This is a genomic window from Siphonobacter sp. SORGH_AS_0500 (genome assembly GCF_002838835.1).
Taxonomy (GTDB): domain Bacteria; phylum Bacteroidota; class Bacteroidia; order Cytophagales; family Spirosomataceae; genus Siphonobacter.
Genome location: NZ_NHPP01000012.1, coordinates 125,479 through 139,264, shown reverse-complemented (window position 1 = coordinate 139,264; position 13,786 = coordinate 125,479). Strand labels below are relative to the sequence as shown.

Here is a 13,786-nt window from a genome sequence, read left to right as displayed (position 1 = left end):
CAACGGAAACAGAATCAAATGAGGGTGATTAGCTCAGCTGGTTCAGAGCATCTGCCTTACAAGCAGAGGGTCGGGGGTTCGAATCCCTCATCACCCACCCTTCTAAAGCCTCACTTTTCAGTGAGGCTTTTTTTCGCCTTACTACCTCCCCAACAAGGGTTGGAATCCGTCAAGGTGACCATCCTCAATACGCCCGTTTTTTCCTGGCCTCATTCAATCTACAATCTGGCCCTCGCGAACCTTTCTGTCTTCTGATACAAAGGGTTTTCATTTATTCTCAACAATCGTCTTTACCACGGCGGTGGGAATCCGACTCGTAACTCCGCATTCAACAACGAAGGATACGTCCAACTGATCATTACTGGTTCAGTATTTTAATCAACAGCTGATGGCAACTATCAAAATATTGAGTCATGGAAACTATTCAGATTGGAGATCAGGTAATCCATAAACCCAAAAATCAGGATTCCATTCTTAATGGAGGAGAACCGATGGTGGTGGCAGGAATTGAAGAAGGAATGGCCATGTGCCAGACTTTGGATGTAACCTTACGGATTCCTCTGGACGAATTGATTAAAACTACCGATGCCATTCCTGGTTTCGTAGGTTAAGGTTAATCAAGGGAACAGGCTATTCCTGATCTCCTCCATCGCCAGCAAATTTATACTTCTACCGAATCATCCTTCAAGGTATCCTGAATGTATAACATTTTTACCATGACCATAACCATGGCCATTAAAGGTGTGGCCAAAATCAGACCCAGCACGCCTGTGAAAAGGCCAATGATTAATTGAGAAATCAGCACCAGAGCGGGAGGAATATCAATCATACGTTTCTGCACGATTGGGGTCAGCACATTACTTTCAATCGCCTGAATCCCTACGTAAATCAGGATCACATATAATGCCTTTTCGGGCCCGTCCATTAAAGCAAAAAGCACTGCTGGAATCAAGGCAAAAATGGGACCGATGTTAGGAATAAAGGTTACCAAAGCCGCAAAAAGAGCCAAGCTCCCGCCAGAGGAATGCCTAAAGCCCATAGACCTATAAAGCTTAGGACTCCCACTACGGCCATAGAGAACAGTTGCCCCATCAGCCATTTCACCAGCGTCTCTCCTACTTTATCCAGCACTTCACCCGCTCGGTTTCTGGATTTTTTGGGAATGAGCAGAATAATACCTTCACGATAAAGTCGGGGCTGAGCGGCGATGAAAATGGCCAGGAAAAAGATAACGTATAAATCTGCTATCGTACCAAAGGTAGAAGACAATACGCCCGTAGCTCGATTCATCCATTTAGAACCTCCTTGCATAAGCTCGCTTTCGGAAGGAATCATTTCGAGTACTTTACTGCCCATCTCATTCTGCGAAAGCTTTTGCTGAAAATTGTCAACGGCCTTGGGAATGCCTTCTTTTAAATCGCTGAACTGATGCCCAATCGTCGTTGAAAAAATCCAGATCATTCCCACAAAAAGTCCCAGCGTTACTAATGCGACCATAACCAGACTGATGCCTTCTTTCCAGCCCGTCTTTTTACTTAGCCAGCGAGCAGCAGCCCGCAGCGGCAAAGCAATTAATAAGGAAGCGGTGATGAGTAATAAAATGTCAAAGCTAAAGCCTAGTAATAAGGTAAGCAGAATTAGGAAAATGGTAATACCGACCGTTATGCCTACTCGCTGAGTAAAGGTATAAGGCCGTTCCTGGGATGTGTTTTGTTCAGAAGTAATCGTTTGCATGAAGAAGGGAAGGTTACGTATATGAACTTGTACATTATACTTAAAAAAAATGTACCCCTTCTTCGACCGCCTGCCCTCTTTCCTTTGAATCAAACCCTTCCTTCTCCTCAACAGGCAGGATTTTTTACTTTACTTTTCTGCTAAAACTAAGGCCTCAACTTTATTCTAAATAACCTTCTACCCATACTTTATGCAAAAGCTTTTATCCATTCTTTGCGTCGGTCTGTTCTTTTCCGGTGTCACTACTGCTCAGGAATTCCCAACCCTGGGAAAAATCGTTCGGCTAGACCCAGCATTTGATCAGATTATTCCGCTTCAGGCTACTATTGAGGTAGTCGCCTCTGGTTTTAAATGGGCAGAAGGCCCCGCATGGTCGAAAAACGAAGGTTGCCTTTTCTTTTCTGATACAAAACAGAATAAAATTTACCGCTGGCACCCGCAGGATGGCCTGAGCATTTTTTTATCTCCATCCGGCTATACCGGACGAGGTGAGTACAGCGATGAACCCGGCTCTAATGGTTTACTGATTAATGCGAAAGGAGAACTCGTTGCCTGTGAACACGGCGACCGACGATTAACCCGGATGCCCATGAAGACAGGCGGAAAATATACGCTCGCCGACCGCTGGGAAGGAAAGCGATTTAACTCCCCAAACGATGTGTGCGAACACTCCTCGGGAGCTTATTACTTCACCGATCCACCATACGGATTAGCTCAGAAAGAAAAGGACCCCAGTCGGGAAATGGATGCCTTCGGAGTCTATCGGGTAGATAGCAGCGGAAAAGTTACCCAGATTATTAACAACCTGAAAAGACCAAACGGTGTCGCTCTCTCGCCGGATGAAAGAACTTTGTACGTTGCTCAGTCCGACGATAATGAACCTTACATCATGGCCTATCCTTTGCAGAACGATGGTTCGGTAGGAAAAGGTCGCATTTTTTACGATTTCACTCCTTTGATCAAACAGGGATTGAAACGAGCCCCTGACGGAATTCGTACCGATGCTTCTGGTAACCTTTATGCAGCCGGTGGCGGTGGATTCCTTATTCTGAATGCTCAGGGGAAACTGTTAGGAAGACTGGATTTCAAAACGGCTACTTCGAATTGCAGCTTTGGTTCAGACGGTTATCTGTATCTAACTGCTGAAACCTACCTCTGCCGAATTAGAGTATCTGTTCCAGCAAGATGATTAAATTACCTAGTAGGATGTTAGGTAATAACTGAGTTATACTAAACGTAATTAAAGTATAATTATAAATTAATATCTAATCTTTAAAAATAGCAATGTTTACGGCTTTCGATTTCTAATGTCTTTTTAAGCACCTGCGACTAATCACCTTATTTCTCCGGTGTTGGCCAGCTAAATTTCGATGAATTTATTTTCCCATCTAGGTAAATATTTAAAAACTAGTTTCCTGAAATTCAAGCATATAAAACATTTTTTTAATCTTAAACTAAGGTTTATGTTTCGATTACAAATTATATCTCTCAATTTTAGGAGACGATTCCGTTCCACCACCATGCATCTATCTTAATAAACTTTAAGACTTTAGTACTTATTCATGGCAACTCTTCTGGAGTTGAATACCTTCGGAACCAACACAGTGGATCAATTAAGTGTATTTGAGAAAATTCTACCTGGCGATATTAAACGTGCTTTCTTTGTGTATGGCATACCGCCAGATTCCCAGCGAGCTAAATACGGACATTTACAGTCTCATCAGGCATTGGTTTGCCTGAATGGCAGTTGTCGTATTGAAATTTCAAACGTCAACGGAACGGCTTCTTTTGATTTAAGCATCCCACAGAAATGTCAGGTCGTTGAACCTACCGACTGGCTCCTGATGGATCAACTCTCGAAAGGGTTGCTGGGCTTCTCTAATTATTATTACAACCTGGACGATTACTTTTATCAAAAAACATGATTTCCCACCTCGACATGGGGCGGGTGAACCGACCCTACGAAGTTCAACTAAGCGAAGCGGCCCAACGCGTGCTTACCTCTGGCTGGTATATTCTCGGAAAAGAACTAACTGCCTTTGAAGCCGACTGGGCTCAATATTGCGGTACTAGCCATTGCCTGGGTGTAGGCAACGGTCTGGAAGCAATTACGCTTATTTTTAAAGCTTTGCAATTGCCCGCTGATAGCGAAGTACTGGTTCCCGCTCATACCTATATTGCCTCCATTCTGGGAATTACCAATGCTGGTTTAACGCCCGTACTGGTGGAACCCGACCTGGCTACCTATAACATTGACCCGCAGCAAATTGAGCAGCATATTACCGAACGAACGAAGGCCATTTTACTGGTTCACTTGTACGGAAAAGCTTGCGACATGGAACCCATTCGGAAGATAGCTGAAACGTATAATCTCCGAATTGTTGAAGACGCCGCTCAGGCTCACGGGGCTACGTATCAGGGAAAAAAAGTAGGTAACCTTGGCGACGCGGCGGCTTTTAGTTTTTACCCCACCAAAAATCTTGGTGCTTTGGGCGATGCCGGAGCCATTACCACCAGTGATCCCGAATTAGCCCGCCGGATTTTTTTGCTTCGTAACTACGGTTCAGAAGTAAAGTATTACAATGAAATGCAAGGAGTAAACAGCCGGCTCGACGAATTACAGGCGGCTTTATTACGGGTAAAAATTCCTTATTTGGATGATGATAATCAGCGTCGGCAAGCCATCGCTCAACGTTTTCTATCAGAAATAACGAATCCTGACGTTCAATTGCCTCCAGCCGAAACCTGTCATCAGGATGCCTGGCATTTGTTTGTGGTAAGGCACCCCCGTCGGGACTTTTTCATGAAAGAATTACAGGCCTTGGGCATTCAGACCATGATTCATTACCCCGTGCCTCCCCATCAACAAAAGGCGTATCAGGAATTCAGTCACCTTTCTTTACCCCTTACCGAACAACTTCACCGCGAGGTTGTTAGTTTACCCTTATATCCAACCCTTACCGACGAAGAAGTTAGCCAGATCATTGCGGGAGTAAATGCCTGCCAAGGTTAAGGTTCGTCCTTTTTGATACATGGACATTAGCGTTATTATTCCCGTTTATAAAAGTGAGAAAACCATCGCTCCGCTCGTCGAACGTATTCTGACGACCTTGCGGGAATATGCTATTGAAATTGTGTTAGTCAACGACGGTAGCCCCGATACTTCTGAAGCCGTCTGTACAAAACTGGCTCAGGATTTTGAAACGGTGAAATTCATTTCTCTGCGTCGAAATTTCGGAGAATTCAATGCCGTGATGTGCGGACTAAATTTTGCAACGGGAAAATACTGCGTCATGGTGGATGATGATTTTCAGAATCCACCTTCAGAAATCATTAAGCTCGTGGAAGAGGCTGAACGCGGTGATTACGACGTAGTTTATTCCTATTACGAAAGTAAACAGCATTCCCTTTTTCGGAACACAGGCAGCTCGCTAGTGAACCAGTTGACCACTTGGTTGCTGGACAAACCCCGCGATTTATACCTGTCGAGCTTTAAGTTAATCCGACAGGAAGTCGTTCAGGAAATGATTCAGTATAAAGGCCCTTACCCTTACCTCGATGGGTTGATTTTCAGAGTTACCCGAAATGTGGGTAAAGTAGAAGTTCAACACTCCAAGCGTCAGGAAGGTCGGTCTAGTTATACGTTGCGTAAATTAATTTCCCTGTTTCTGAACATTCTGTTTTGTTATTCTCCCCGCCCCATTCGACTCATTACCAATACCGGATTATTGCTCATTGTGGTTTCTTTCCTATTAGGATTTTTTGAAGTAACTAGTTCTTTAATTGGCAAACATTTACCCGAAACTGACCAGTTGGTTTGGGTAACCGTACTGTTTTTAGGGGGTATTCAGTTGGTAGCGATGGGCCTGGTGGGTGAATACGTCGGAAAGCTTTTCATGACCCAGAACGGGTTACCTCAATACGTGATTAAGAAAACGCTTCTGTAACCCGCATGATTGGCAAACGACAGGAATACGAACGCATGCACGCCACTGAACAGTCCCTGTGGTGGTATCAAAGCTTACACAGACGCGTAGGGCGAGCCATTGAAAAACGCTTTGGTGAGCAGAAAAATATTCGAGTTCTGGATGCAGGCTGTGGCACGGGGGGCTTACTGGAATCGCTACGAAAACGCGGATACACCGAGCTTCAGGGACTGGATGCTTCAGAAGATGCCGTAGCCTTTACCCGGCAACGCGGCTTTCAGGTACAGCATCATAACCTGCTTCATATTGCTTCCTTCCAGCCTGGCGAAACTTTCGACGTCATCGTCTGCGATGATGTGCTGTGTTATCTGAGCGAAGAACAGATCGTTAAGGTGTTGACCGAGTTTCGCCGCAAACTTCGTCCAGGTGGTATTTTTATTTCGAATAACAATGCTTTTAACTGGCTAGGTGGAACGCACGCCGCCGCCCTGAACATTCACAGACGGTTTGTTTTATCAGATCTGAAAACCTATGCTCAGCAGGTTGGTTTGCGGATTCGTCAGGGTGGTTACTGGAGTTTAGTATTATTTCCACCGATTGCACTAGTGCGTAGCTGGCAGAATTTTCAACTCAGCCGTGGCTGGGTTAAAACTGAAAACCTAAACTCAGATGTGGCCTTACCCGCCGCCCCCATCAATCACACCCTCAATGGCTTAATGAAGCTGGAAGAATTGATCCTTCCGCTGGCCCCTTTGGGAAGCTCGGTATTTACCGTAATGGATTCTCCCCATGACTGATCTGATTAAATTCCTGTTGATTTTCAACTGGATCGTTCTGTTTTATACCGCCTGGCAATATCAGGGTCGAAACCGAAATATTTATTTCTCCCTACTAGCTCTGTTCGGGGCCATCTTTATTACTCGTTCGGCTAACCTTCTGCATAACGAACCTAACGTCGATACCAGCACCTGGCTTAACAGCACCTTAACCATTGGAAAAGCCAGCGATACCCTCTGGACCTGGCTAAATTATACCGATGGTCGTCCTTTTACGGTGGCCCCGCTCTGGCTGGGCAGTCTGTTGGGCATGCCCATTAGTTACATGAGTGCGGAGTTGATAGGTATTTTTTTGTGGTGCGTTACCCTGTACTTTCTCGCCCAAACTTTACGGGTGTTAGGCTGGCGATCCGGGCAGGTGTATGTGCTTATTTTGGCTCTGGCAGGCTTTATCGGGACGACGAGTTATGGCGATCATGTAGGTTATAACTCCGAAGTTGCCAGCATGTGGATGCTGGCCCTGGCAGTCTGGATGTGTCTTCGCTGGCTTAATCAGCCTACTCCCTGGATTGCTCTGTTTTTAGGGACTACCCTCGGCCTTTTGCCCTACGCCAAATTCCAGAATGCTCCGATGGGAATCGTTATTGCCGCCTTTGCGGGGATTAGCTGGATTCAGCGGAAGAACTGGCAAGTGGTGCTGTTGCTGCTTCTGGGCGGTCTATTACCCAGTCTGGGTTTTGTTCTCTATTACAGCAGCTTAGGACAACTGGAAACTTTCTGGAATCATTACTTCCTTTATTATTTTTATTACAGTTATACCGACGAATTCTCGAAACTCACGACCGCTCAGCGTTTCAGCCCCATCCGTTTTCTACAGCTGAGTCTCACGCATTATTCCATGCGATGGCTTGCGGCGGGATTATTTACAGCCGTTGGCCTTCTGCTCCTGCATTTTTTCCGCAAAACCAAAACTGCCCTCGATTGGCTGGCTCTGGCTTTGTTACTAACTACTTATTACGCCATTCTTCAGTCGGGTAACAACTTCCATCATTACGCCTTATACGTTCCTTATTTTTTCACGCTGGTCATTGGCATCTGGGGGCGGGATTTAGAGAAATCCTTACTTCAGAAACTAACGCTTTTACTAATCCTTTTCGGAGGCGTGCAGGCTGTCTGGAATCTCTGGTATCGGACACCCCTTCCCCCACCCGACCACGACGAGATAGCTCACGAAGTTGCTCAAATCATCAAACAGAACAGCGATCCCGACGACCGAATGGTTCTCTGGGGATGGGCTGATCGGGTCTATGTGTACGCCGAGCGTCCGATGGGCCATCGCTATCCATATACGATTGGCATCTTTTATCCCAGTCCTCTACACGACGCCCGCGTGGTTGACTTTTTAAAGGATATGGAAGAAAACAAGCCCCGGATTTTTGTCGATGTCTGCGGCACTTCTCTCACCTATTTCGGTTCTGAAAAAGAACGACACGAGGCTACTCCTGAGATTGGCACCTACATTCAGCAACATTACGAACTCCTGAAGCAAACCGAAAACGTGCGGATTTACAAGCGGATGCGATAAGACTCGAAGGTGACGAGCCTGATCCCATTTTATTCGGTTAACAAGGTCGGTCGCTTTTCAGGCACCGGCCTTTGTCATTAGAATTTCATAATGGTAAAGGATTTTGAAAATCTTGATGCAGATGGTTTCTTTGTGAGTATTGGCGATTATTCGGAGTAAATCCCTTCAGTTGTTAACGCGTAACGCCCACGTCAATTATTACCCAATTTATCGATCTTCTTGATATTATGTCCTTTTTTTACTCCGTATTGAAGTCCCGCCACGCCTGGGAAATCTTAAGCTGGCTCAGTCTGGTCATCATGGGAATTCTGTGGGCTGGAGCTGGTTTTTCGAAGAATTTATCAAAAAAGCAACATACCTTATTACTCTTCTTTTTGATTGGTTTTCTGATTATTAACCGAATCCTGATTCTGTTTTTTAATCATGAAATGAACGCCGATGAAAGTCAGCTCCTTTCGCAATCCATTACCCTAGCCAAACACCAGGTCTATTGGAAATCAGTAGATGGGGCTACGATGGGGCCTTTGTCATCGTACTATGCATCCATTCCCGCCTATTTTGGTTTCGCTCTGGATTTCATGTCACTCCGCTGGACGGGCTTTTTCTGTCTCATCGTTACCGTCTTGAGTACGTATGGGGCTATTGTTAATTTCTTTTCCGCCCAAACCGCCCGAATTGCCACGTTCCCCATGGTCGCTTTTCTGGCTTTTGCTTTACACTATGACTTCCTTCACGCCACCAACGAGCAGTTGTCCCTGGCATTATTAGGCCTGAGTTACTGGCAATATTCCCGCATCTGGAAGCTGCAACGATTTACCTATCCAGGAGATTTGATTCTTATGGCTTTCCTATGTAGCCTTATTCCCTTTGCGAAACTTCAAGGAACGCCTCCAGCATTAGTCATTATTCTGGCTACCCTGATCGGACTTTTTCAAAACCGCTTTGCTTTATCGGCGGCAGCGTTCCGAAAAACCTTACTTCTCTTTATTCTAGGCGGGATCAGTTTTCCTGCTTTAGTCATTGCCTTGACGTTCGCTTTTGGCGTTTTTGATGATTTTGTTTACTTCTATTTCTTAGGTAACCTCACGTATTCGGCTGGCGGCTCATTTGCTCATTACGTTTCCTTATTCCCTGCCTATGTGCATCGGGCTACGGACTTTGAATATTACTTGGCCATTATTCTGCTAGCGGTTATGGGCGGACTTTTCGTTCCCACAACCCGCTACTCAAACCGATCCCTGTTACTCTTTTTTATTGGAGCCGTTTTAGCTAGCTTATACGCTATTATTAAGCCCGGTAACGAATTTATTCACTACCTACTTTACCTATTGACGCCGTGTAGCTTACTGGCTGCCTGGGTGATAGACCGCTGGCCTTCGCCCGTTTACGCTGCCGTGTTCACGAGTTTGGTAGTGCTTTCCATTATTTATAAAAATACCCATGCTCCAGCTTCGCTGAGCCGAATGAATCAGGCCTTTAATCAGGTTCCGTTTGGTCATATTAAGATGGATATTTCGGAGCCTTCACAGGTAGCTTTAACCTACGCCAGAGCAGGAGAATACCTCGTGGTTTGGGGCTGGGCTCCGAGATTTAACGTTGAAACGCAAATGCCCATGGGGGTTTGCGATAATCACACCATCCGCTGCGTACTGGGTGATGCGGCCCATCAGGCCAAACACCGGGAACGTTACATCCGTAACATTACCCGCACCGTTCCCCCGGTTTTCTTTGATGCCGTTGGAAAGAATTCTACCTGGTTAACCGATTCCAAACGTTACGGATACCACGTTTTTCCCGAGTTAAAAGCTTTCATCGATAAGTATTATACACTGGCCAAAACAGTGGATGACGTTCGCATTTTCGTTCGTACCGATCGTTATTTGGACGTTACGCCTCCCGCTCCACCAACCGAAGATAGTATTCCTTAATCTACCTACATTCCCCTTTTTCAGGGCCGGATTCAGCCCCGGCCTTCAACGGAATAATCGACATTCCTATCCTGCTTTTTTGTAAACATTCACAGAATGGCAGTGAACCCTTTTAAAATCCCTATTTTTGCGGCACGAAATGGGATGTCATTCTATCCTGTCATGTTATGCTACGTACACAAACTTGCGGCGAAGGCCGCCTTACCCAGGCTGGACAGGAAGTAACCCTGTGCGGTTGGGTGCAACGCATCCGCGATAAAGGAGGCATGATCTGGATCGACCTGCGGGATCGATACGGCATTACACAGTTAATTTTTGAAGAAGGGTCAACGGCTGCTTCTGTTCTCGAAACGGCCCGTTCTCTGGGTCGCGAATACGTCGTTTCTGCTACAGGAACGATTGTAGAGCGGGTAGCGAAAAACCCTAATCTACCTACGGGTGATATCGAGGTAAAGGTGGCAAAACTGGAAGTACTGAACCCCGCCAAGTTACCTCCCTTTCTGATTGAAGATGAAACCGACGGTGGCGATGATATTCGCATGAAATATCGTTACCTAGATCTTCGTCGGGGCATCGTTCGCAAGAACCTGGAACTTCGCCATCAGGTAGCCCGTCGGACGCGTCAGTATCTCGACGAGCTAAACTTCATCGAAGTAGAAACGCCCGTTCTGATTAAATCGACGCCCGAAGGGGCCCGCGATTTCGTCGTGCCCAGCCGTATGAATCCCGGTGAATTCTACGCTTTGCCCCAGTCACCCCAAACGTTCAAGCAATTATTGATGGTATCGGGTTTTGACCGTTATTATCAGATTGTGAAGTGTTTTCGGGATGAAGATCTACGGGCTGACCGTCAGCCTGAGTTTACGCAAATCGACTGCGAAATGTCGTTTGTTACGCAGGAAGACGTGCTGAACACGTTTGAAGGACTGGTACGTCATTTATTCCGCACGGTCAAAAATATAGAGTTACCCGAAACGCTCGTTCGCATGCCTTATTCAGAAGCTATGCGTCGCTTTGGTTCTGATAAACCAGACATTCGTTTCGGTATGGAATTCGTAGAATTGAAAGGTGAAGACACTGACCTGACTTCAGGTAAAGATTTCGTCGTTTTTGATTCTGCTGAACTCGTTGTAGGTATTGCCGCTTCCGGTTGTGCGGAATACACGCGTAAGCAAATCGACGAATTAACGGAATGGGTAAAACGCCCCCAAGTTGGAGCGAAAGGCCTGGTCTACGCCCGCGTAAATGCCGATGGTTCCGTTAAATCTTCGGTTGATAAATTCTATTCGGAGACCGAACTGAAAGCCTGGGCCGAGAAGTTCGGTGCCAAGCCCGGCGATCTGTTATTAATTCTGGCTGGCGGAGCGGATAAGACTCGGAAGCAACTCAACGAATTACGTCTGGAGCTGGGTAACCGCCTGGGTCTGCGTAACCCTGATGAATATTCCGTTCACTGGGTCGTTGATTTCCCCTTATTGGAGTGGAGTGAAGAAGAAAATCGTTACTTCGCCATGCACCACCCCTTCACCAGCCCCAAGCCAGAGGACATGGCTCTGATCGCTACCGATCCCGGTAAAGTTCGGGCTAATGCCTATGATATGGTGATTAATGGAGTGGAAGTGGGCGGCGGTTCGGTTCGTATTTTCCAGAAAGACATTCAGTCACGTATGTTCGATCTGCTAGGATTTACGCCCGAAGAAGCTCAGAATCAGTTTGGTTTCTTATTGAATGCCTTCGAATTTGGAGCCCCTCCACACGCGGGTATCGCTTTCGGTTTCGACCGTCTTTGCTCGCTTTTCGGAGGTGCCGATACCATTCGTGACTTCATCGCTTTCCCGAAAAACAACGCGGGTCGCGATGTCATGATTGACAGTCCTTCGCTCATCGCAGCTAAGCAAATGGACGAGCTGAAAATCAAGACCGTTTTGTAAGTTAGTAATTTTCGTATTTAGGGTTTAGAGTTACTTATGCTTTGAATCTTATTCTATTATTAAACCCATTTCAGTTGTTCGGCTGGAATGGGTTTTCTTTGTTTTAGCCTTCTTGCTCTTCAGAATCTTCAGTTAGGTCTTCTCTCCTTTTAATTTATTAGTAAATCCTTATTTTTGGTCAGAGCAAAAAGACATAACCTCTCCTCCTTATGATTTTCAGATACTTAACGATTGCTTCAGTCCTGACTGTTACGGGCCTAAGTTTTTCTAATTTATCTCAACCTACCCCACCCGAATCACCCGAAACGACCTTTAAAACGCTCTGTTCCAGTTGCCACGGTGATGTGCAGGCCTTTGTAGACCGCAAGTGGAAACATGGCACCAGCAAGGACGAACTCATCGCCAGTATCAGCAAAGGCTACGCCGATTTTGGCATGCCAGCCTGGGAAGGTACCCTAAAACCCGCTCAGATTGAAGGCATTGCTCAGTTGATTCAAACGAGTATTGAAAAAGGGAATCGCTACAGCTTTAACAACAAACCCAAATCAAACATTTTTAAAACTGAAGCGTTTACGGCCCGACTCGATACCGTAGCTTCTGGACTGGATAATCCCTGGGGCATGGGTTTTCTGCCCGATGGAAACCTGCTGGTAACCGACCGAAACGGGAAGATTTATTTGGTCGATTCCAAACAGCATAAGACGGAAGTAAGCGGCGGACCCGAAGTATTGGCTCAGGGTCAGGGCGGCTTACTGGATGTTACCTTACACCCGAATTTCGCTAAAAATCATTGGGTGTATTTTTCTTATTCGGCGTTCAAAGATGCTCCCGAGGGAAAATTATCCACAACAGCAGTTATGCGAGCTAAACTGGAGGGTAATCAATTGAGCGATCAGGAGATTATCTTCGAAGCATTACCTTACTCCAAAACCCGTCACCACTATGGTTCACGAATGGCTTTTGATAAAAATGGCTATCTCTTTGTAACCGTTGGAGAACGCGGGAGCGAAAAAACAAATCCGCAAAATCTGGATAGCGATTTAGGGAAAATTCACCGGATGAAAGACGACGGTAGTCCAATAAATGACAACCCATTTAAGGATAAAACGAAGGGTACCATTTACTCTTGGGGTCACCGCAACCCACAAGGTTTATTAATCGACCCAGCCACGGGAACGATCTGGGAAACCGAGCACGGTCCCCGTGGCGGTGATGAGTTGAATATGGTTCGGAAAGGAGCTAACTACGGCTGGCCGGTTATTTCATATGGGATTAACTATGACGGAAAGGTTATTACCGACCTGAAAGCCAAAGACGGCATGGAGCAGGCTCAGCATTACTGGGTTCCGTCTATTGCTCCAAGCGGATTGGCTCTGGTCACGGGTAATCGATATCCAGCCTGGAAGGGTAACTTATTAATTGGTTCGCTGCGTTTTAAATACCTGAATCGCTGCGTAATTAAGAATAATAAAGTAGTGAAGGAAGAAATTCTATTCCCCAATATTGGCCGCGTTCGGAACGTTAGCATAGGACCGGACGGTTATGCCTACATTGCCGTCGAAGACCCCGGATATATTTACCGAATTGCTGTTCAGTAGTTTTCAGTATCAATAGTTTTCAGTCTGCGGTTTTCAGTTTTCAATGCTATAAGTAGCATTGCCGAAGGGTTAAATGATTTCTTTCGTTTGGGGATTATTTATTCGGGGGTATTCAAACTAGGGGTATTCAGGCAGAAGCTATCTACAAAACCGCGTCCGCCAGAACAGGTTTATTTATCTCCCCCCCGGATTTCATCCGGGGCTATTCATGTTGAACCCCTCCGGGGTTATATTTTCAACTCATACGAGTATTCTCTACCTTTATAAATTTTCTCTTTCCAACTGAAAACTGAAAACTCAAGTCCCGG

10 protein-coding genes, 1 tRNA gene and 1 pseudogene are annotated in these 13,786 nt (G+C 45.9%); 11 read left to right on the top strand and 1 reads right to left on the bottom strand.

The window, feature by feature from the left end; all coding sequences use genetic code 11:
* Positions 1-22 precede the first annotated feature (22 nt).
* Positions 23-97 (top strand) — tRNA-Val (locus BWI96_RS15205).
* 316 nt (positions 98-413) lie between these two features.
* On the top strand, positions 414-611 hold the full coding sequence (locus tag BWI96_RS15200; protein ID WP_106637405.1) for a hypothetical protein: 198 nt from the start codon (positions 414-416) through the stop codon (positions 609-611).
* 50 nt (positions 612-661) lie between these two features.
* Here the strand turns inward: BWI96_RS15200 and BWI96_RS15195 are convergent.
* Positions 662-1,734 (bottom strand): annotated as a pseudogene (locus BWI96_RS15195) (AI-2E family transporter).
* Positions 1,735-1,924: 190 nt separating this feature from the next.
* Between BWI96_RS15195 and BWI96_RS15190 the strand changes: the two are divergent.
* The 9 genes from BWI96_RS15190 (at position 1,925) to BWI96_RS15150 (ending at position 13,478) form a co-directional block, all read left to right on the top strand.
* A complete protein-coding gene (locus tag BWI96_RS15190) occupies positions 1,925-2,923 on the top strand; it encodes an SMP-30/gluconolactonase/LRE family protein (RefSeq protein ID WP_106637404.1) in 999 nt (332 codons plus the stop codon).
* 373 nt (positions 2,924-3,296) lie between these two features.
* On the top strand, positions 3,297-3,659 hold the full coding sequence (locus BWI96_RS15185) for an FdtA/QdtA family cupin domain-containing protein (RefSeq protein ID WP_106637403.1): 363 nt from the start codon (positions 3,297-3,299) through the stop codon (positions 3,657-3,659).
* Positions 3,656-4,747, top strand: a complete 1,092-nt coding sequence (locus tag BWI96_RS15180; protein ID WP_106637402.1) for a DegT/DnrJ/EryC1/StrS aminotransferase family protein — start codon at positions 3,656-3,658, stop codon at positions 4,745-4,747. Before BWI96_RS15185 ends, BWI96_RS15180 begins: the two co-directional genes overlap by 4 nt.
* A 19-nt stretch (positions 4,748-4,766) precedes the next feature.
* Entirely contained in the window at positions 4,767-5,681 is a 915-nt protein-coding gene (locus tag BWI96_RS15175) for a glycosyltransferase family 2 protein (protein ID WP_106637401.1), read from the top strand.
* A 5-nt stretch (positions 5,682-5,686) separates the two neighbouring features.
* Entirely contained in the window at positions 5,687-6,457 is a 771-nt protein-coding gene (locus BWI96_RS15170; protein WP_106637400.1) for a bifunctional 2-polyprenyl-6-hydroxyphenol methylase/3-demethylubiquinol 3-O-methyltransferase UbiG, read from the top strand.
* Complete coding sequence (locus BWI96_RS15165; RefSeq protein ID WP_106637399.1) at positions 6,450-8,021, top strand: hypothetical protein; 1,572 nt, start codon at positions 6,450-6,452, stop codon at positions 8,019-8,021. The genes BWI96_RS15170 and BWI96_RS15165 overlap by 8 nt, the downstream gene beginning before the upstream one ends.
* Before the next feature lie 227 nt (positions 8,022-8,248).
* Positions 8,249-9,949, top strand: a complete 1,701-nt coding sequence (locus BWI96_RS15160) for a hypothetical protein (protein ID WP_106637398.1) — start codon at positions 8,249-8,251, stop codon at positions 9,947-9,949.
* Between the two features lie 167 nt (positions 9,950-10,116).
* A complete protein-coding gene (gene aspS, locus BWI96_RS15155; protein ID WP_106637397.1) occupies positions 10,117-11,880 on the top strand; it encodes an aspartate--tRNA ligase in 1,764 nt (587 codons plus the stop codon).
* A 209-nt stretch (positions 11,881-12,089) separates the two neighbouring features.
* Complete coding sequence (locus BWI96_RS15150) at positions 12,090-13,478, top strand: PQQ-dependent sugar dehydrogenase (protein ID WP_106637396.1); 1,389 nt, start codon at positions 12,090-12,092, stop codon at positions 13,476-13,478.
* Positions 13,479-13,786: the final 308 nt, after the last annotated feature.